20 protein-coding genes are annotated in these 19306 nt (G+C 73.4%); 11 read left to right on the plus strand and 9 right to left on the minus strand.

All coding sequences use genetic code 11. From position 1 onward, the window contains the following. Positions 1-737 precede the first annotated feature (737 nt). The 4 genes from HT134_RS00725 (at position 738) to HT134_RS00740 (ending at position 5589) form a co-directional block, all read left to right on the plus strand. The gene (locus HT134_RS00725) at positions 738-1925 is read left to right on the plus strand and encodes an MFS transporter (RefSeq protein ID WP_312887904.1); all 1188 of its coding nucleotides are present in this window, start codon (positions 738-740) and stop codon (positions 1923-1925) included. Then, positions 1922-2824, plus strand: a complete 903-nt coding sequence (locus tag HT134_RS00730) for a PD40 domain-containing protein (RefSeq protein ID WP_175598303.1) — start codon at positions 1922-1924, stop codon at positions 2822-2824. The genes HT134_RS00725 and HT134_RS00730 overlap by 4 nt, the downstream gene beginning before the upstream one ends. A 56-nt stretch (positions 2825-2880) precedes the next feature. After that, the gene (locus HT134_RS00735) at positions 2881-4188 is read left to right on the plus strand and encodes a discoidin domain-containing protein (RefSeq protein WP_175598304.1); all 1308 of its coding nucleotides are present in this window, start codon (positions 2881-2883) and stop codon (positions 4186-4188) included. Between the two features lie 177 nt (positions 4189-4365). Further along, positions 4366-5589 (plus strand): MFS transporter, encoded by a 1224-nt coding sequence (locus HT134_RS00740; protein ID WP_175598305.1) that lies wholly within the window; start codon positions 4366-4368, stop codon positions 5587-5589. 86 nt (positions 5590-5675) lie between these two features. Here the strand turns inward: HT134_RS00740 and HT134_RS00745 are convergent, their stop codons facing one another. The 4 genes from HT134_RS00745 to HT134_RS00760 form a co-directional block, all read right to left on the minus strand. Then, entirely contained in the window at positions 5676-6434 is a 759-nt protein-coding gene (locus HT134_RS00745; protein WP_217707119.1) for a maleylpyruvate isomerase family mycothiol-dependent enzyme, read from the minus strand. A gap of 47 nt (positions 6435-6481) precedes the next feature. Next, positions 6482-7246 (minus strand): SDR family NAD(P)-dependent oxidoreductase, encoded by a 765-nt coding sequence (locus HT134_RS00750; protein ID WP_175598306.1) that lies wholly within the window; start codon positions 7244-7246, stop codon positions 6482-6484. Between the two features lie 116 nt (positions 7247-7362). Next, positions 7363-7734, minus strand: a complete 372-nt coding sequence (locus HT134_RS00755) for a VOC family protein (RefSeq protein WP_175598307.1) — start codon at positions 7732-7734, stop codon at positions 7363-7365. 122 nt (positions 7735-7856) lie between these two features. Continuing rightward, on the minus strand, positions 7857-8231 hold the full coding sequence (locus HT134_RS00760; RefSeq protein ID WP_217707120.1) for a nuclear transport factor 2 family protein: 375 nt from the start codon (positions 8229-8231) through the stop codon (positions 7857-7859). A 110-nt stretch (positions 8232-8341) separates the two neighbouring features. Here HT134_RS00760 and HT134_RS00765 point away from each other — a divergent pair, with 110 nt between their 5' ends. Beyond that, positions 8342-9376, plus strand: a complete 1035-nt coding sequence (locus HT134_RS00765; RefSeq protein ID WP_175598308.1) for a helix-turn-helix transcriptional regulator — start codon at positions 8342-8344, stop codon at positions 9374-9376. Here the strand turns inward: HT134_RS00765 and HT134_RS00770 are convergent. Genes HT134_RS00770 through HT134_RS00780 form a run of 3 tightly spaced genes read right to left on the minus strand, consistent with a single transcriptional unit; the run spans position 9336 to position 10824 of the window. Next, the gene (locus HT134_RS00770) at positions 9336-9935 is read right to left on the minus strand and encodes a TIGR03086 family metal-binding protein (RefSeq protein WP_175598309.1); all 600 of its coding nucleotides are present in this window, start codon (positions 9933-9935) and stop codon (positions 9336-9338) included. The genes HT134_RS00765 and HT134_RS00770 overlap by 41 nt on opposite strands. Continuing rightward, entirely contained in the window at positions 9932-10441 is a 510-nt protein-coding gene (locus HT134_RS00775; protein WP_175598310.1) for an SRPBCC family protein, read from the minus strand. The genes HT134_RS00770 and HT134_RS00775 overlap by 4 nt, the downstream gene beginning before the upstream one ends. A 38-nt stretch (positions 10442-10479) precedes the next feature. Then, positions 10480-10824 (minus strand): ArsR/SmtB family transcription factor, encoded by a 345-nt coding sequence (locus tag HT134_RS00780; protein ID WP_175598311.1) that lies wholly within the window; start codon positions 10822-10824, stop codon positions 10480-10482. A 188-nt stretch (positions 10825-11012) separates the two neighbouring features. Here HT134_RS00780 and HT134_RS00785 point away from each other — a divergent pair, with 188 nt between their 5' ends. From HT134_RS00785 to HT134_RS00790, 3 genes are all read left to right on the plus strand, one after another. Next, entirely contained in the window at positions 11013-12638 is a 1626-nt protein-coding gene (locus HT134_RS00785; RefSeq protein WP_175598312.1) for an MFS transporter, read from the plus strand. Positions 12639-12946: 308 nt separating this feature from the next. After that, positions 12947-13249 carry a DUF5994 family protein gene (locus HT134_RS48320; RefSeq protein WP_512698713.1) on the plus strand — a complete coding sequence of 101 codons (303 nt, stop codon included), beginning with the start codon at positions 12947-12949 and terminating at the stop codon, positions 13247-13249. Continuing rightward, positions 13246-13569, plus strand: a complete 324-nt coding sequence (locus tag HT134_RS00790) for an STAS domain-containing protein (protein ID WP_175598313.1) — start codon at positions 13246-13248, stop codon at positions 13567-13569. The genes HT134_RS48320 and HT134_RS00790 overlap by 4 nt, the downstream gene beginning before the upstream one ends. Positions 13570-13647: 78 nt before the next feature. On the opposite strand, the gene HT134_RS00795 is transcribed toward HT134_RS00790, so the two are convergent. Continuing rightward, the gene (locus HT134_RS00795) at positions 13648-13854 is read right to left on the minus strand and encodes a cold-shock protein (protein WP_175598314.1); all 207 of its coding nucleotides are present in this window, start codon (positions 13852-13854) and stop codon (positions 13648-13650) included. 401 nt (positions 13855-14255) lie between these two features. Between HT134_RS00795 and nhaA the strand changes: the two genes are divergently transcribed. Continuing rightward, positions 14256-15485 (plus strand): Na+/H+ antiporter NhaA, encoded by a 1230-nt coding sequence (gene nhaA / locus HT134_RS00800; RefSeq protein ID WP_217707304.1) that lies wholly within the window; start codon positions 14256-14258, stop codon positions 15483-15485. Between the two features lie 155 nt (positions 15486-15640). Next, on the plus strand, positions 15641-16822 hold the full coding sequence (locus tag HT134_RS00805) for a low temperature requirement protein A (RefSeq protein ID WP_217707123.1): 1182 nt from the start codon (positions 15641-15643) through the stop codon (positions 16820-16822). Between the two features lie 3 nt (positions 16823-16825). Here HT134_RS00805 and HT134_RS00810 read toward each other — a convergent pair whose 3' ends face one another. Continuing rightward, the gene (locus HT134_RS00810; protein WP_175598315.1) at positions 16826-17428 is read right to left on the minus strand and encodes a hypothetical protein; all 603 of its coding nucleotides are present in this window, start codon (positions 17426-17428) and stop codon (positions 16826-16828) included. A 1032-nt stretch (positions 17429-18460) separates the two neighbouring features. On the opposite strand from HT134_RS00810, the gene HT134_RS00815 reads away from it, so the two are divergent. Next, a complete protein-coding gene (locus HT134_RS00815; RefSeq protein WP_175598316.1) occupies positions 18461-18895 on the plus strand; it encodes an organic hydroperoxide resistance protein in 435 nt (144 codons plus the stop codon). The last annotated feature ends 411 nt before the right edge of the window (positions 18896-19306 follow it).

A 19306-nucleotide genomic window follows, 5' to 3' on the forward strand; every position in this document is an offset into this window, starting at 1 on the left:
CGGGGGCCACGCGGCCGGCCGAGGACGACGTCCCGGCCACCGTCCGAGTTCCGTTTTTCATCACATGCGGCGCATTGTTTATTGTCGATTCTTGACATCACCCTTGCCTGGACGCCATTGGTCACTGTCATTCTCCGAGATGAGCGAGATGAAGGCGTGCGACGTCGGCCCGGCCGGGATCGAGGTGACCTGCGAGCGCCTCGGCGATGCCCGGCCTGCCCGCGGTGCCGGCCGGTGACCTGTCCTCGGTGTCGTACCCGCTGGTGAACATACCGACGGTGGGGCAGGGCGCGCCTACGACCGGGCCCATGACGAGCTGGGCTTCCTGCGGCAGGCGGTGGCCGGGGTTCACCGACGCGATCGCGCGTCTCGTACGGCGCGCGGAGGGTTTCCTTCAAAAGATAATTCGTGTCGCGAACTATGCGGCCGGCCCGCCCCCGGCGGGGCGAAATATCGCCGTTCCAGGAATTGTCCGATGCCGGGCGGGCGGACCACGCATCGACCGTCGCGTCGCCCCAGCCTTCAGGCGGGCTGAACCCTTCGCCGAGCTCCAGCCCCCCACGACGTACTAGTTAGGAAATTTTCCTAACTATCTTGACGTGGCCCCGGCCGCTTGCCACTCTTCAGGCGAGCGGCTTGGCGCGGCGCCCCGGTGGCGTGACGCGCTCAGATCCTGACCCGGCCGCGCCTTCCATGCTGACCGCCCCTTCCATGCCGATCACCCATGGAGCACTGCCGTGTACATCGCGGATGTCAAGCCCGGCGTCAAGATGTCCCGACTCAGCCTCGCCGTGCCCGCCAACGTCCTGGCGCTCGGCGCGGTCAGCCTGGTGACCGATGTCTCCTCCGAGATGGTCACCGCGATCCTGCCCTTCTACCTCGTGCTCTCGCTGGGGCTGAGCCCGCTGGCCTTCGGGCTGGTGGACGGCCTCTTCTTCGGCGTGACCGCCGTGGTACGGCTGGCCGGCGCCCACCTCGCCGACCGGCTCCAGCGGCCCAAGCTGGTCGCGGGCCTCGGTTACGCGCTGTCGGCGGCGTGCCGGCTGGGGCTGCCGGCGGCCGGCGGCTCGGCCGCCCTGGTCGGCGCCGTGGTCGCGGCCGACCGGACCGGCAAGGGCCTGCGCACCGCCCCGCGTGACGCGCTGATCACGCTCAGCGCCGACCCCGGGCGGCTCGGTCAGGCGTTCGGCGTGCACCGGGCCATGGACACCGCCGGGGCGTTCCTCGGACCGCTGGTCGCCTTCGCCGTCCTCGGCACGAGCGGCGCCTACGACGCGGTGTTCGTGGTCAGCTTCGCGGTCGCCGTGCTGGGGGTGCTGATCTTCGTGCTCTACGTGCGCGACCGGCGGGAGGCAGCGCCGTCCCCGGCCTCGATCCGGCCCGCGCTGGCGCTGCTCGGCGAACCGCGGTTCAGGCGGCTGTGCCTGACGGCATGCGGCCTGGGGCTGGTGACGGTCAGCGACGCCTTCGTCTACCTGCTGGTGCAGCACAACGCCGGGCTCGCGACCGAGCACCTTCCGCTGCTGCCGTTGGGCACCGCGGCGGCGTACCTGCTGCTCGCCGTACCCCTGGGCAGGCTCGCCGACCGGGTGGGCAGGGGCACGATGTTCGTGCTGGGCCACCTCGCGCTCGTGGCCGTCTACGGCGTGCTCGCGGCGTCCGGGCCGTTCTGGGCGGTCCTGCCGTTGCTCGGCCTCTTCTACGCCGCCACCGACGGGGTGCTCATGGCCGCCGCCGGGCCGTTGCTGCCCCCCGGGTTGCGCACGAGCGGGCTGGCCCTGCTGCAGACCGGCCAGGCCGTCGCCCGCATGGTCTCCTCCATCCTGTACGGCGCCGCCTGGGCGGCGTTCGGCCCCGTACCCGGCCTGGTCGCGATGGGCGTGGGCGTGGTGGCGTGCCTGTCGCTCCGGAAGGTGGTCCGATGAGACGCGGTGTGATCCTGCTCGTCGCCATGCTCGTGCTGGGCGGCGGCGCGACCGGCTACATCCTGTGGTCCGGACGTCCCGCCCCCGCGGCCGGCCGGAGCACGCTCGACCTGGCCAAGCCCGGCCAGCTCCTGGTCAGGGACCGGGCCACCGGCCTGATCCGCGGCAGCAGCACCCGGTGCGATCGCTTCCACACGGCGCACGGCACGGGCGTGTGCCTGGTCGCCCAGCCCGGGGCGATGGCGACGACGTACGCGCTGGTCCTCGACCACGCCATGAGACAGACCCGGCGCGTCAGGCTCGCCGGGGTCCCGAGCAGGGCGCGGGTCTCCGCCAGCGGCAGGATGATCTCCTGGACGGTCTTCGTCACCGGCGACTCCTACACCGGCGGCGCGTTCTCCACCCGGACCGGGCTGCTCGACACCCGCACCGGGAACGTGACCGTCACCATCGAGGACATCCCGCTGATCAAGGACGGCCGCCGCTACCACTCCGCCGACGTGAACTACTGGGGCGTCACCTTCGCGCCGGACGACAGCCGCTTCTACGCCACGGTCGCGACCCGGGGGAAGACCTATCTGGTCGAGGGCGACTACACCCGCTGGCAGGCCAGGGTGCTCAGGGAGAACGCCGAGTGCCCGTCGCTGTCCCCGGACGGCCGCCGGATCGTCTACAAGAAGCGCATGCCGTCCGGCGCCTGGCGCCTGCACGCGCTGGACCTGGCCACCGACCGGGAGACCCCGCTCGCCGAGACCGCCGACGTGGACGACCAGGCGGTGTGGCTCGACGCCGAGAGCGTCATGTACGCCAAGGGCCGCGACGTGTGGGCGGCGCCCGCCGACGGGAGCGGTGCTCCCCGGCTGCTGGCCACCGAAGCCTCCTCACCCGCGATCACCTGAAAGCCGATCACCGGAAACCGATCATTTGCGACACGATCACTCGGAAGGAGAACGGAGTGTTATCCAGACGGATCAGGGCAGCGGTGGCGCTGCTCGCGGCCAGCGTGCTGCTCCAGGTCGGGCAGGCCACGCCCGGCCACGCGGACGACGGACTCATCTCGCAGGGACGGCCCGCCACCGCGTCCTCGGTGGAGGACTCGACGCTCACCGCCGACAAGGCCGTGGACGGCGGCACCACGACGCGGTGGGCCTCCGCCGAAGGATCCGACCCCCAGTGGATCAGAGTGGACCTGGGCGGCCCGGCGACGATCAGCCGGGTGCGGCTGTCCTGGGAGGCCGCCTACGCCAAGGCGTACCGGGTGGAGGCGTCGGCCGACGGGGCCACCTGGACCACCCTGTCCTCGACCTCCTCCGGTGACGGCGGCGTCGACGACCTGACCGTGACCGGGAGCGGACGCTACGTGCGGGTGTACGGCACGGCGCGGGCCACCCCCTACGGCTACTCGCTGTGGGAACTGGAGGTCTACGGCAAGGGCGGCGGCGACGGCGACGGATCGTTCGTGGTCGCGGCCGCCGGCGACATCGCCGGGACGTGCCGCGCCGGCGACGGAACGGCCTGCCCGCACGAGCGCACCGCCCGGCTGGTCGAGTCGATCAACCCCGTCTATGTGCTGACCATGGGCGACAACCAGTACGACGACGGGAAGCTGTCGGAGTACCGGTCCTACTACGCCACCACCTGGGGTCGCTTCAAGACCAAGACCAGACCCACGCCGGGCAACCACGAGTACTACGACCCCGCCGGAGGGGCCTCCGGGTACAAGGCGTACTTCGGCTCCCTCGCCACCCCCGGCGGCAAGACCTACTACAGCTTCGACCACGGCAACTGGCACTTCGTCGCCCTCGACTCCGAGCAGTCCATGTCCGCCGGCTCGGCCCAGGTGACCTGGCTGAAGAGCGACCTCGCCCGCACCACCAAGAAGTGCGTCGCCGCCTACTGGCACCATCCGCTGTTCAACTCCGGCAGCAAGGGCTACGACCCCGTCAGCCTGCCGGTGTGGCGCGCGCTGTACGCCGCGGGCGCCGACCTGATCCTCAACGGCCACGACCACGTCTACGAGCGGTTCCGCCCGCAGGACCCCGACGGCAAGGCCACCGCGGCGGGGCCGCTGGCCGTCACCGCGGGCCTCGGCGGCGCCGAGAACTACACCTTCGAGCACGAGGTGCACCCCAACAGCCTGGTACGCCTGACCGACCTGCACGGCGTGCTCAAGCTGACCCTGACCGGCACCGGCTTCTCCGGCCAGCTCGTCCAGGACGACGGCCGGATCCGGGACACCATCCCGGCGACCGCCTGCCATTGATCCACGGCCGGGCGACCCGGCTCCAGCCCTCCGGTGCCGGCTCGGCACCGGAACTCCGGCACCACGGCGCGGTGGCCGGGGCACGTACGGCGTCGAGGTCGTAGGACCATCGACCCAGCCGCTTCCCCGGCCACCGGCCGATCCCCGCCGGCCGCCGCCGCGCCGAGAATCGTCGACGTGATCATCACCTCCACCGGACGACGTGTCGCGGGCGCCCGGCCCTTCCTCGTCGGCATGTTCGCCGACGCGCTGGGCAGCGGCCTGTACGTCCCGCTCACGCTCCTGTTCATCCACCAGGTGACCGGGCTGCCCCTGACCACGGTCGGCCTGGGCGTGACCGCCGCCGCCGTGGTGGGACTGGCCGCGAACCCGGCGGCCGGCGCGCTGATCGACCGCTTCGGCGCGCGGCGCGTGCTCATGGCCACGTACCTGCTGCGCGCCGCGGGCTTCGCCGCCTACCCGTTCGTGGACGGCTTCGCCGCGCTCGTGGCCGTCGCCGCCGTGGTCGCGACCGGCGACCGCGCCTACTATCCCGCCTCGGGGAGTTACGTCGCGCTCCTCGCGCGGGGCGCGGACCGCGACAAGCTGTACACGCTGATGGCCACCGCCAGGAACGTCGCGTTCGGCCTCGGCGGACTGCTGTCGGCCGGTGCGGTGTCGCTGGCCGGCGGCGCGGGGTTCACCCTCATCGCGGCGCTCAACGCGGCCAGCTTCCTCGTGGCGACCGGGTGCCTCGTCGTCTCCGGCCGGCGCGCGCCCGCGCCGGCGACGCCCAGGGAGCCGAGGGGGTACCGGGCGGTGTTCTCCGACCGGCCGTTCGTCGCTCTCGTCGCGGCCGAGCAGGCGTTCACGCTCGCGCACATGATCCTTCCGGTGGCGCTGCCCGTGTACGCGGTGACGGTGCTGGGCGCCCCTGTCTGGCTGACGGGCGTGCTCTACACCCTCAACACGGTCCTGGTGGCCGCCGGCCAGCTCGCGGTGCGCCGCTGGCAACGCGCCGCCCGCCGTACGCACGCCATGGCGCTGGCCGGGACGATCCTCGTCGCGGCGTGCGCGCTGTACGCCGCGACGGCGCTCCTGCCGCCGGGAGCGCCGCGGGCGGGCGGCCTGCTGGTGGCCACGCTCGTCCTCACCCTGGGCGAGCTCATGCACACCACGCCGTCCTGGGCGCTGGCCGCCGCCACGGCGCCGCCGGCGCTGCGCGGGCGGTACCTCGCGATCCATCAGCAGACCTGGGCGGTGGCGGCCGTCGTCGCGCCGGGAGGCTACGCCGCGCTCCTCGACACCGAGCCGTCACTGCTGTGGATCGCGCTGGCCGCGCTCCTCGTGCCCGCCTGCCTCGCGCTGCTCCGCCTGGCGCGCCGCCTGCCTCCGGACGCCGTCGCCGCCCCCGGCACATGACGCGGGGTTCAGCGGCGCGCCGGGCACGTGATCAGCACGGCGCCGACGACCAGGTCCGACGAGAGCACGCCCTCCCCCGGTCGTCGTCAGCCGGATTCCGGCCCCCAGCCGGGGACGGGCGGCTGCGGCCACGGGGGTGGCACCGGCAAGGTCCCGGACGGTCCGTCGCCGGTGATCCGGGCGGCGGGGGTGCGTCCGCTGAGCCAGCCGAGCAGGACATGGCCGGGAGCGGTGACCGCCGGCCCGTCCGGGGAGACCTCCCAGGTCCGGTCGTGGTCGGCGGCGGTGACCCGGGAGAGCGGGAAGCCGCGCGCCGCCAGAGCGGCCAGGGTCTCCTCCAGCGCCCAGGCGACATACGCCTCCGGCCAGTCGGCCGTCCGGTACCCGGCGGCCAGGTCCACGTGATGGGTCTCCAGCTCGCGCACGCACCGGCACAGGACGTACCAGGCGGGATGGCGCCAGCCCGCGAGGGCGGTGACCATGGTGTCCCAGGCCGGGCCCGGCATCGTGCGGACCTCCTCGGCGAACCGGTCCAGGCTGCGGCGCGTGCCCGCCAGCAGCTCGGCGGCCGGCAGAGCCGCGCCTTCCTCGACCGCCCGCGCCATGGCCGCCGCGTCCGCCCTGGGGCCGGGTTCGGCACCGGTACGGGCCAGGCGCAGCATCCACACGTACGCGTCGGCGCTCCGGGCGACGTGGGCCAGCACGTGCCCACGCGTCCACGTCGCCAGCCCCGAGGGGCCCCGCAGGCCGGCGTCGCCGAGGGCGTCCGCCGTCCGCAGGAACCGCGCGCCCGACCGGGCGGCCTGGCCGGCCATGTCCTCGACAGCTGATCTACGTCCGAACATCGGCACGTACTCTATCGAGGGGCGCGGGCGGAGGCGCGGTGCCGTGGTCAGGCGATGGGGCCGAGGTACGTCCCGCCGGAGACGTCGACGGTCTGGCCGGTCACCCAGCGGCCCTGCGGCCCGGCCAGGAAGGCGACCACGTCGGCGACGTCCTCCGGCTCCCCGAGCCGTCCGAGCGCGGTGATCGCCTCCAGCCCGGCCACCACCTCGGGGATGGAGGTGTAGCCGACGGTCAGGTCCGTGCGCACCGCGCCGGGCGCGACGGTGTTCACCGTGATGCCGCGCCGGCCCAGCTCGTTGGCCAGCGAGGGGGCCATGGACTCCAGCGCGGCCTTGCTGATGGTGTAGCCGATCTGCGTGGAGACCGCGATGCGGCTGGCGGTCGACCCCATGTTGACGATGCGGCCGCCGTCGTTCAGCAGCGGCAGCGCCCGCTGGATCACGAAGAACGGCGTGGTCACGTTGATCGCCAGCAGCATGTCCAGCTCCTGCGGGGTGACCCGCGCGATCGGGTTGCCGGAGCCGATGCCCGCGTTGTTGACCACGATGTCCAGGCCGCGTCCCGCCAGCCCTGCGGTCAGGCCCGCGAAGAGCCGGTCCACCGCGCCGTCCTCGCCGAAGCGGGCCCGGACGGCGAACGCGCGGCCGCCCGCCTCCTCGATCCGGGTCACGGTCCGCTCGGCCGCCTCCTCGTCGCCGCCGTAGTGGACGGCGACCTCGGCGCCCTCGGCGGCCAGCCGCAGCGCCACCGCCCGGCCGATGCCCCGCGACCCGCCCGTCACCAGTGCCGTCCTGCCCGCCAGGAAACCCATGTCAGCTCCTCAAGTGCCGCGTCCGGTCCTCGGTGCGGACCGGCCATGGGCCAACCGTGCCGGGGCCGGCTCACCGCGCGCTCACCGCCGGCTCACCGGGCTCGGGCCCCGGCCTGTCACTCGACGACCACGAGGCCGTTGCCGTCCGCGTCCCGCAGGACGAACATCGGCGGGACTCCCTCCCACCGCAGCAGCTCGCCCACCTCGACGCCGCGCGCCGCCAGCTCCTCGCGCAGGGCGGAGGCGTCGTCCGTGGTGAGACGGATGCCCGTGTCGGTCCCGGCCGGCGCGCTCTCGTCCGCCTGGACGAGAGCGATCGAGGTCGCCGCCCCCGCGGGCGCCACCTCGACCCAGCGCCCGCCGAACCGTCCGGCGGGGACGTCCAGGCGCTTGTCGAAGCCGAGGACGCCCACGTAGAACTCGACCGCCCGGTCCTGGTCGGTGACGGGCACGGCGACGGTCCGGACACCGGTGATCGCGTTGGTCATCTCTGGCTCCTCATGGGTGCGGGCCGGTGCCTCTCACCGGCCCCTCACTCCATGGACGAACGGCCTCGCCCGGACACGACACTCACCGCACCGGTTTTTTCCGGCTTTTTGTCGTACGGGGGTCAGCCTTCCTCACGGCGCATGGCCTGGACGGCCGGAAGGCGGTCGAAGACGGTGACGACGCGCGTGATCCGGCCGCCGGCGACGGTCAGGTAGTCCATGGCGCGGAAGTCCCGGGCGAACGTGGTGTCGGTGGTGTAGACGACGGCCGCGCTCGTGCCGTCGCCGAGGACCTTGGTGATGGCGGACCCGGTGAGCCTGGGCAGGAAGCCCTCCAGGAAGCCCCGGTAGGCGGCCCGGCCCTCGATCCGGCCGGCGGGCGCGTCGCACACGACGTCCTCGGCGAGGAAGCCGAGCGCCCCGTCGACGTCGCCGCCCATCCACGCGCGGGTGAAGTTCTCGGCGATCTGCTGGGCGGAGGCGTTGGTGCTGGTCACAGTGCTTTCCCTTTCGTGGTGTCCCGGAGCCGTCCGTGCGGCCCCGGCCACTGGATCCTCACCGCCGTATATGACAGGTTGTGTCTTATACCTGAGAAAGTCTTCCCGCCATGAGATCCGACCGGTTGCTCTCGATCATGCTGCTGCTGCAGACGCACGGCCGGCTGCCCGCCGGGACGCTCGCCGAGCGGCTGGAGGTGTCGGTCCGCACGGTCATGCGCGACGTCGAGGCGCTGTCGTCGGCCGGCGTGCCCGTCTACACCGTGCGCGGGCCCCACGGCGGCATCGCCCTGCTGCCCGGCTTCCGCACCGACGTCACCGGCCTGACCGCCGACGAGGCCCGCGCCCTGTTCGTGCTGATGTCCGGGCGCGCCCACGACGAGCTGGGGCTGGGGCGGGCCATCGGCTCCGCGCTGCGCAAGCTCATGGCGGCCCTGCCCGCCGCCCACCGGCCGGGCGCCGACCTGGCCAGCCGCCGCGTCCTCATCGACCCCGTACGCTGGCGCGGCGGCCCGGCCCAGCCCGCGCCCGACCTCGCCGTGCTCCAGGAGGCCGTCTTCGGCGACCGGCGCCTGCGCGTGCGCTACCGGCACGGCGGCGACAGCCGTCCCCGCTCGTACACGCTGGACCCGTACGGGCTGGTCAACAAGGCGGGCGTCTGGTACCTGGTGGCCGACCACCGCGGCGAGCCCAAGCTGTTCCGCGCCGACCGCGTCTCCTCCGCCGAGGTCGCCGACCAGCCCGTCCGGCGCCGCGACGGCCTCGAACTGGCCGGTCTCTGGGACACCCTGCGCCGCCGCGTCGACGACGTGCCCACCCCGGTGCCCGTCACGGTCGGCGTCCGGCGGGACGTCCTGGACAGGTTCCTGCGCGTCCACCAGGCCGACCTGGCGCCCACCGCCGGGGTGAACGGCTTCGGCGGGGTGGACGGCTTCGGCGGCGACGGGGAGCGGGTGAGCGTCGAGCTGCGCTTCCGCTCCCTGGACGCGGCCGGGGCGCTGCTCGCCTTCGGCCCCGACGTCGAGGTGCTGGAGCCCGTGGAGCTGCGTCACGCCCTGGCCCGCAGGGCGGCCGAGACCGCCGCCCTGTACGCGGCCCGGCCGCTCAGCGGGCGTCCGGCGTCCAGGCGGGGTCCCGGCCGGTGAGGCCGAGCAGCCGGTCAAGGAGCGGGGCGTCGCCGGGCACGGGCACCGGCGGCCCGAACAGGCCCGGGCTGCCCTCCGGAGCCTGGGCCACGACCGCGGTCACCCAGGCGTGGGCCGCCTGGACGGCCTCCTCCAGGGCGGGGTCGCCGGCCGGGTAGGGACGGCCGGTGGCGACGGCGAGGTCCCAGCCGTGCACGACGACCTCGTCGAGCGCGGCCGCTCCGGCGATCTCGCCGGGCATCGTGCCGCCCCCCACCTCGGTGACGCCGGTCCACGCCGACGGCTCGCGCCACGCCCGGGCCAGCTCCTCCAGGCGGGCCGGCACGCGCTCGCGCCAGTCCTCGCCCAGCCGGGAGGCGTCCGGTGTGCGGGCGCGCCCGCCGTCCTCGCGCCTCGTCTTCGTGGCCGCAGCGGTGAACGCGACGCAGAGGCCGTCGATGTGGTCGAGCAGCTCGCCCACGGTGAAGCCGCACGGCGTCGGCGCGGTGAGCAGGTCGTCGGGCAGGGGGCGGACGAGCGCGGCGAGGACGCCGGCCGCGGGCCCGAGGTCGGCGGTCACGGCCGCACCGCCGTCCGCGCCCCGGTGGGGCTGCTCGCCAGCGCCGCCGGGAGCCGGTCGAGGCACCTGTCCCAGCCGCCGCTGATCTTTGCGGCGACCTCGGGCATGGCGGCGGCCAGGGCGTCGAGGCGCTCGTGCAGCAGCACCATGTGGGTGCCGCCGTCCGGCGTCCCGCTCAGGGTGACGGTGAGCACGGAGTCGAACATCGGCCCCGCCTCCCGGTCGGGGCCGGTGAAGCCCCAGCGCCAGACGATGCGCCGGTCCGGCACGAGTTCGAGGAGCTGCGCGTCGAAGCCGCTGACCGGCTGGTCGGAGCGGGTCAGCCAGACGCGGTAGCGGCCGCCCTCCCGCTCGTCCACCTCGGCCCGCGCGTGCTCGGGGTCGCCGGGCGCGAGCCATCGGCGCAGGACGTCCGGGTCGAGCCAGGCCCGGTAGACGGCCGGCGGGGGCGCGGACAGGGTGCGCTCGCGGCGCACGGCGGGGAAGATCGCGGGTTCGGCGCTCATGGCGGCCTCCTCGGACGGATGCGGACACGGGTGCGTGCTCATGACGCCCCCTCGGGCGTGGGCGGACGGTCGAGGACCCGTTCCAGCGCGTCGATGCGCTCGTCCCAGAAGCGCTCGTAGAAGCGCAGCCAGGCGGCGGCGCCCGCGAGCGGCGCGGACCGCAGCCGGCACACGTGCCGCCGCCCCGTGACGGTGCGCTCGACGAGCCCGGCGCTCTCCAGCACCTTCACGTGCTTGGACGCGGCCGCGAGCGACATCCGCAGGGGCTCGGCGAGCTGCCCCACGGTCAGCTCGCCGCCCGCGAGCCGGCGCAGCATGTCGCGCCGCGCGTCGTGGGCCAGCGCGTGGAACACGGCGTCCAGCTCAGGAGCATCCTCAACCACATGGTTGAGGATAGCGTCGTCCGGCTCAATTCTCAACCATCTGGTTGTACGTCGAGCGGGCCATAACGCCATCCGTAGCCGATCGGCAGCGATCCATAACCGGCGGGCTCCAGGGTGGGCTCAACCGTCCGGACGCGCGCGGTGTTCTCCCACCACCACACCGTCCCTCCCTCCCCTGGAGCCCCTTCATGGCCACCGTCCCCAACCGCTGGTGGGCCCTGCCCGTCGTGCTGGTCGCCGTCTTCATGACGACCCTGGACTTCTTCATCGCCAACGTGGCGGTGCCGTCGATGCGCGCCGGCCTGCCCGCCGACGGCTCCGAGGCGCAGCTCGTCATCGCGGGGTACGGGCTGGCGTACGCGGCGGGGCTGGTCGTCGCGGGCCGGCTCGGCGACCTGCACGGGCCGCGCCGGGTGTTCTCGGCGGGCCTGGCGCTGTTCACGCTGGCGTCCGCCGCCTGCGGGGCCGCGCCGGGAGCCTGGGCGCTGATCCTGGCGCGGGTGCTGCAGGGCGTGGCCGCGGCGCTGCTCGCCCCGCAGGTGCTGACGCTGCTCGGAGGTCTGTACCGGGGGGCCGACCGGGCCAGGGCGTTCGGCTGGTACGGCACGGCCGTGGGGCTCGCGGGCGTGAGCGGGCAGGTGATCGGCGGCCTGCTGATCGCGGCGGACCCGTGGGGGCTGGGCTGGCGGGCGTGCTTCCTGGTCAACGTGCCCCTGGGGCTGGTCGCACTGGCCGCGACGCCGCGCCTGGTCCCGTCCCCGCCGCCCCCCTCGACCCACCTCCCGGCCCCTCAGTCGCCGCCCCCCTCGAACCACGTACCGGCGCCTCAGTCGCCGCCCACCTCGAACCACGTACCGGCCCCTGCGCCGTCACCCACCTCGAACCGCCCCCCGCTCCCTCACCCGTCACCCACCCGGCGGTCTCAGGCCCGAGCGGGTGGGGCGCGGCCCAGGGCTGGCCTGGACGTGGCCGGGGCGGGGATGGTCGCGGCCGGGCTCGTGGCGGTCGTGCTGCCGCTGGCCCAGGGCCGGGAGCAGGGCTGGCCGGTGTGGACGTGGCTGTGCCTGGCGACCTCGGCCCCGCTGCTGGCCACGTTCGCCCGCCGCCAGCGCCGCCTGGCCGCCGCGGGCCGGCAGCCCCTGCTCGACCTGGACGTCTTCGGGGAGAAGGGCTTCGCGGGCGGGCTCGTGGCGGTGGCGCTGCTGTTCGGCGGCTCGGCGGGGCTGTCGTTCGTGCTGGCGCTGTACCTCCAGGAGGGGCTCCGGCTCGGCCCGGCGGCGGCCGGGGCGGTGTGCACGGCGCTCAACGGGGGGTTCCTCGCGGGCTCGGCCCGGACGGCGGCCCTGACCCGCCGCCTGGGGACGAGGGCGCCCCTGACGGGCGCGGCGACGCTGCTGCTGGGACTGCTGCTCCTGGACCACGTCATGGCCGGGGCAGGAGGCATAGCCGGGGCAGGAGGCGCTGTCGCGTACCAGGTCGCGGGGGCGCTGCTCGTCACGGGCGCCGGGATGGGGCTGCTGATGTCGCCGCTGATCTCCACGACGCTGGCCCGGGTACGGCCCGAGCGGTCCGGCGCGGCGGCCGGGGTGCTGGGCACGGTGCAGGAGATGGGCGGCGTCCTGGGCGGCACGCTCACCGGGACCGTGCTGCTGGGGTCGCTGGAGTCCGGATGGGGGACGGCCGCCCGGGCCGGGCTGGCAGTGCCGGCCGCGTGCGCCCTCGGCGTGCTGGCCGTGGCCGCCCTGGCGGTCCGGCGTACGACCGGAGACCGTCAGGCGCAGGTGGACGACCGAGCGGCGCGGGTGTGCCGATAGCGGCGCCGCCGGCCCGCACGACGTCCGGGAGACGGATCGCCGTGATCAGGCCGGGACGCCGCGCGAAGCCACGACGCCGCACCGGCCGGCCCACCGCACGTGGTGAGGACGCCAGACCCGCCGGTCCGCCGCACGGAGCCAGGACGCCCCACGAAGTCAGGACACCGGGTGGATGATCACGCCGTGAGGGTCCGTCGGATAGAGTGCTGGGACCGAGGACTTTTCCGTGCGTTGGCAACAGGTCGGCGTCGCCCCCGGCGATAGAAGACGTGGGCCTCCTCCGAGGGGGCCCGGACAGGCAGGCGATCATGCTGCCGAGCCTGGTGGCCGCCGCCACCCCGCGACGCGGACGGATCACCCTGCGCACCGCCCCACGCGCGTGGGCCCGGGAGCCCGTCCCGCGCCGCCAGCCGGCTCGGGGACACCGGATCGACGCCAGGCCCGTCCATCCCGCCGCCCGCCATCCCGCCGCGGCCGATCTGATCATCTCGCGCTTCGCCGCCGGCGAGCGTCTCACCTTGCGGGTCGTCCCGCCGAAAACCGCCCGCGGCCGACCGGCACCGTCCGGCAGCCGCGCCTCATCCGTTCTCTCCGACAGGAGCGTTCCATGACCGTTCTCGCGCCCGCGCCGTCAGGCGGAGCCGATGTCCTCACCGTCGCCACCGTGCATCTGACCGGCGAGATCGACGTCTTCACCAGCCATGCTCTCCGCCGGCGGCTGATGCGCGCCCTGCCCGCCGGGGCCGGACTGCTCATCGTGGACCTGTCCGCGGTGTCGTTCTGCGACGCCTCCGGGCTGGCCGTCCTGGTCGGGATCCAGCGGCGGGCCCGGCCGCGAGGCGTGGCGCTCACGCTGAAGGCCCCACGCCCGCTCATGACCACGCTGCTGCGCGTCACCGGCCTGGACCGCGTCCTCACGGTCGTGCCGTGAGGACGCTCCCGCGGTACGCGGACGAGCAGGGGCCCGCACCGATGACGGTGCGGGCCCCCGCTCGTGGTGCCGTCCGGGTCAGGCGGCGACGATGTTCTCGGCCTGCGGGCCCTTCTGGCCCTGCGTGACGTCGAAGGCCACACGCTGGCCCTCGTGCAGCTCACGGTAGCCGCCCTGGGACACGATGTTGGAGTAGTGGGCGAAGACGTCGGCGCCGCCGCCGTCTTGGGCGATGAAGCCGAAGCCCTTCTCCGCGTTGAACCACTTCACGGTTCCCTCAGCCATGTCGATCTCCTTCTGGTTGGCAGAGCCGGAGTCCGCCGTGTGCGGATTCCGCGTCGCCGTAATGAGCCCACCCGGAGATGACCGGAAAACAAAAAATGCGCCTGAGGTCACATACCGTCAGGCGCACATGAAGTTCATATGGGTACCACAACTGCAACTGCCCTCAGACTAGCACGCCGGCAGAGTGCTCCGCCGGTTCTTCGTCAGAGGCACGCGGAGAGCCGGGCGGCACCGAGGAAGGTTGCGGCCCGCATCGCGACCGGATCGACGATATGCGTGACATGTGCGCTTATGGGTAGGCTTGCCGGCGGTGTGCCGGGAAGTCTGGTCGGCTGGTCCGTCGCCGACCCTTCCAGGGAGTTCCTGCCGTGAGCCGTACCCCGTCCACCCGTGTCCTGCGCCTGTTCGGCCTGGGCTCCCGCGCGGAGTCCCGGCGCATCGCCGACATCCTGCGCGCCGAGACCGTGGGTGGGGCGCTCCTGCTCGCCGGCGCCCTGCTCGGCATGCTCTGGGCCAACTCCCCGTGGGCTCACGGGTACGAGGCGCTGCGGTCCTTCGAGCTCGGCCCCGCCGCCCTGCACCTGCGCCTCGACCTGGCCACCTGGGCGGCCGACGGCCTGCTGGCCGTGTTCTTCTTCGTCGCCGGGCTGGAGCTGAAGCGCGAGTTCACGGCAGGCGACCTGCGCGACCCCCGGCGGGCGGCCGTGCCCGTCGCCGCCGCCCTGGGGGGCGTGCTCGTGCCCGCCGTCGCGTACCTGGTGACCATCTCGCTCGCCGGGGCGGCGGACGCCGGCCGGGGATGGGCGATCCCGACCGCCACCGACATCGCCTTCGCGCTGGCGGTGCTCGCGGTGATCGGCCGGCACCTGCCGGCCGCGCTGCGCACGTTCCTGCTCACGCTGGCCGTGGTCGACGACCTGCTCGCCATCCTCATCATCGCCGTCTTCTACACCGAGCACCTGGCGCCCCTGCCGCTGCTGGGCACGGCCGTGCCGCTGGCCGTGTTCTCTGTCCTCGTACGACGGGGCGTGCGCGCGTGGTGGCTGCTGCTGCCGCTGGCCGCGCTCACGTGGGCCCTGGTCCACGCCTCCGGCGTGCACGCCACGGTGGCCGGGGTGCTGCTGGGCTTCGCCGTGCCCGCGCGGGCGGACGCGAGCGTGGCCGAGCACTTCGAGCACCGCTTCCGGCCGCTGTCGGCGGGGGTGGCCGTGCCGGTGTTCGCGTTCCTGTCGGCCGGGGTGACGATCGGCGGGGTGGACGGGCTGAGCCGCGCGCTGACCGACCCCGTCGCCGTCGGCGTCGTCGCCGGGCTGGTCCTCGGCAAGCCGCTGGGCGTCATGGCCGCCACCTGGCTGGTGTCCCGGCTGACGCACGCCGAGCTGGACGAGAACCTGGCCTGGGTGGACGTGGCGGGGCTGGCGCTGCTGGCGGGCATCGGGTTCACCGTGTCGCTGCTCATCGGCGAGCTGGCCTTCGGCGCGGGCAGCGAGCGCGACGCGTACGTGAAGATCGCGGTGCTGGCGGGCTCGCTGACGGCGGCGCTGCTCGCGGCGGTCGTGCTGCGCCTGCGCAACAACGCCTACCGCCGCATCGAGCAGGCGCAGGCCGCCCAGGCCGCCACCGACTCCTGACGGATCCCCCTTCGCCTCCTTCACGAGCCCTGGTGGGTGATCTCCGGCTCTACGATGAGCTGTCATCGGCGACGTATCGGGATTCGCCCGTGTTGTGAGTCGCCTGTGTCGTGATTCACCTGTGTCGTGATTCGCCTGTGTCGTGGAGGAAACCAGTGCCAGCGCCGATCCTTCGCCCCCGTGGCGAGACCGCCCGGGTCATGCCGGTCGAGCTGTTCTTCGACCTCGTGTACGTGTTCGCCATCACCCAGCTCTCGCACCTGCTCCTCGCCCACCTGGACATGGCCGGGGTGGGGCAGACGCTGTTGCTGACCCTGGCGGTGTGGTGGGCCTGGATGTACACCACCTGGACCACGAACTACTGCGACCCCGACCATCCGGTCCTGCGGCTGACGCTGACCGGCGCCATGCTGGCCGGGCTGGTGATGGCGGCGGCGCTGCCGCAGGCGTTCGGGCCGCGCGCGATGTGGTTCGCCGGCGGCTACGTGGCGCTCCAGGTGGGGCGGACGCTCGTGGTGTCGGTCGCGGCGCGTGCCCACCCGATCGGCGTGACGTTCCGGCTGGTGCTGGCCTACCACGTGCTCAGCGCGGTGCTGTGGATCGCGGGCGCCGCGCTCGGGGGGACCGCCCAGGCCGTGCTGTGGGCGCTCGCCCTGCTCGTGGAGTACGCGGGGCCCTGGCTCGGCTACCGCATGCCGTTCCTCGGCCGGGTGTCCACGACCGACTGGACGATCGACGGCGCCCACATGGCCGAGCGCTGCCAGCTCTTCGTCATCATCGCGCTGGGCGAGTCGCTGCTGGTGACCGGGGTGTCGCTGGCCGACCACCCGCACCTGAGCGCCGCCGCCGTGGCGGCCTTCGCCGTCGCGTTCCTCGGCAGCGTGGCCACGTGGTGGGTGTACTTCCACCGCACCGCCGAGGCCGCCTCGGAGACCGCCGCCCATGTGGACGACACCGGACGGCTCGGCAGGTCCGCGTACACCTACATCCACATCCCCATGGTGGCCGGCATCATCGTGGCGGCCGTGGGCGACGAGCTGGCGATCGCGCACCCGTTCGACCGGATCACGCCGGGGGCGGCGCTTGCGCTGCTGGGCGGGCCGGCGCTGTTCCTGGCGGGGCACGCGCTGTTCGTGCGGGCGGTGTTCGGGCGGGTGTCGGTCAACCGCCTGGCGGGGATCGGCGTGCTGGCGGCGGCCGGGCTGCTCGCCGCCCTGGCGCCCGGCCTCGTGCCGCCGCTGGTGCTCGCGGCCGTCGCCACGCTGGTGCTGGGCGCGGTCGCCGCCACGGACGGGATGCGCGACCGGGCCCCCGCCCCGGCCGGGCTCGCCCCGTGACCGTCAGTTCACGCAGTCCTGGCCGTAGCGGCCGATGACGAGCGTCTGCACCTTGTTCCGCTGATCGACGCCGAAGTAGTAGTACGCCTTGCGGTTGCCCGGCACGGTGGCGTAGTAGCCGCTGATCTCCTTCTTGACCTTCGGGTACGCCTTCTGGACCTGGTGCAGGGTGGAGCCCACGGCGATCCCCTCGGGGGTTCGGGCGCCGCGCGGGGCGAAGACGACGGCCACGCCGAGCTTCTTCGAGATGTACAGGCTCACCTCGTCGCGGGGCGTGGGGCGGGCCTTGTAGTCCCAGCCGGAGCAGTAGTCGCGCCACTTGAGCACGATCTTCCCGGTCGCCTTGGCCTGCTGGGCCGTCATCCCCAGCTTGACGCCACCGTAGCCGTACGGGCCGAAGGAGCCCGGCGCGGCGGCGACCGCGGGGGCCGGCGCGGCAGCGGCCGCAGGGGCCGGTGCGGCGGCAGCCAATGCAGCGGCGGCCGGTGCGGCAGCGGCCGGTGCGGTGGCGGCCCCGGCCGGGCCCGCGATCAGCAGCGCGGTCGTCGTGGCCGCCAACGCCGTGGCCGCCAACGCCGTGGCCGCCACCAGTCGAGTCGTGTGCATCCCCGTCCCCGTTTCGTCGTTCCTCGAGCAGGTCGTTCCTGTCCTTCACTTCGATGCGATGGACGGGCGAAAGGTTTGCCCCTGCGGTTCAGCGAGTGAGCAGATCGCGCACCGTGCGCCGAGCGGGCTAGCGGTCGTGGTGGTCTGCGCGACCTCGGCGGGCACCTCCCCCGCCATGAACGGCCGCAGATGACGCCGACGTGCCGCAAATCGGGCACCCCGGCGCCCCAGAGCGCCACGGCGTCGACGCACCCCAGAGCACCGTGACGCCCAGGCACCCCAAAGGGCCGTGATACCCAGGCACCCCAGAGCGCCACGGCGTCGAGGCACCCCAGAGCGCCGTGACGCCGTGACGCCGAGGCACCCCAGAGCGCCGTGACGCCGTGACGCCGAGGCACCCCAGAGCGCCGTGACGCCGTGACGCCGAGGCATCCCAGAGCGCCGTGGCGTCGTGACGTCACGGCATCCCAGAGCGCCGTGGCGCTGTGGCGTTGCGGCGGAGGGTGGCGCCCCAGTCCTGCCGGAGCACGGTGACCGGCATGCGCGACGCAGCCGCTCACCCGCGCCGCCCCAGATCGTCCCTCGCCCCTCAGCCCTGACCCGCTTCGGAGTGGATGATCCACCCGCGCCAGGCCGCCTCGCTTCGAATCTGCGGAAACGCGCCGTGCGACGACGTAGAGGCGGACATCACATACGACACCCCAGCCGCCGCCACGCTTCTCCATGAGCCGCCCGCGGGGCACTTGCCGCTCTGCCACGGTGCGGGGGGACCCATGGTGCCGCGAGACGTTGGTGACCAGGTACGGCCCGCCGATCGACTCCCGCCTTCCGGCCTGCTTCGTGCACACCTGCGCCGGCTGGCCGCACGGACAGCCCGCCCTCTCCAGCATCGCGGTAGAGCCCCGCGCGTACGACTGCGAGCTTCGCCTTGTGCTGCATCAGCGCTGTCACCCTGAATCTTCCGCATTGACTTCTTGATTTTGAAGTCTATGATCCTCTTTTAAGAAGCACTCTGCATCAGAAAGGATCAACATGGCGAAGGCGCTTTACACCGCACAGGCGCACGTGACCGGAGGAAGGGCCGACGGCCACGGGCGCACCGACGACGGCCGGCTGGAGGTGAACCTCAGGCAGCCCAAGGAACTGGGCGGGGACGGCGACGGAGCGAACCCCGAACAGCTCTTCGCCATCGGCTACGCGGCCTGCTTCGCCGCCTCCATGGCCTTGGTGGGTCAGCGCAAGCAGTTGCGTGCCGACGACGCGGCCATCGACTCGAAGGTCATGCTCATCCCCGCCGGCAACGGCGGCTTCAAGCTGGGCGTCGAGCTCGACATCACGCTGCCGTCGATCACCGACCCCGCGCTGGCCACCAACCTGGTCGAGGTGGCCCATCAGGTGTGTCCCTACTCCAACGCGACCCGCGGCAACATCGAGGTGTCGCTGGTCGTGAACGGCACGTCGCTGTAACGCGCCACGGCTGTTCCACGTCACGGAGTGAGACGCAGGAAGAGCGGTGACATGCCGCCGCAGTGACACGTCACGGTGGTTGATCCATCGTGGTCGCGTTCGCTGTGCTTATGTTCACCATGGTCACGCTTACCGTGGTTACACCGTCACCGAAGTGACGTGACGTCCGCAGTCACCCCCCACCGCAGTGACGCAACGGCCGCAGTCACGCACGACCCCAGTGACACATCACCGTGGTTATGTTCACCGTGGTCACGCGTCACCGCGGTGACGTGACCGTCGTAGTCACGCACCACCCCCCGTGACACATCACCGTGATCACGTTCACCGTGGTCACGCGTCACCGCAGTGACGTGACGACCGCGGTCACGCACCACCCCCGTGACACCTCTCCGTGATTGCGCACACCGT

Origin of the sequence: Nonomuraea rhodomycinica (assembly GCF_013363995.1) — a bacterium.
GTDB lineage: Bacteria > Actinomycetota > Actinomycetes > Streptosporangiales > Streptosporangiaceae > Nonomuraea > Nonomuraea rhodomycinica.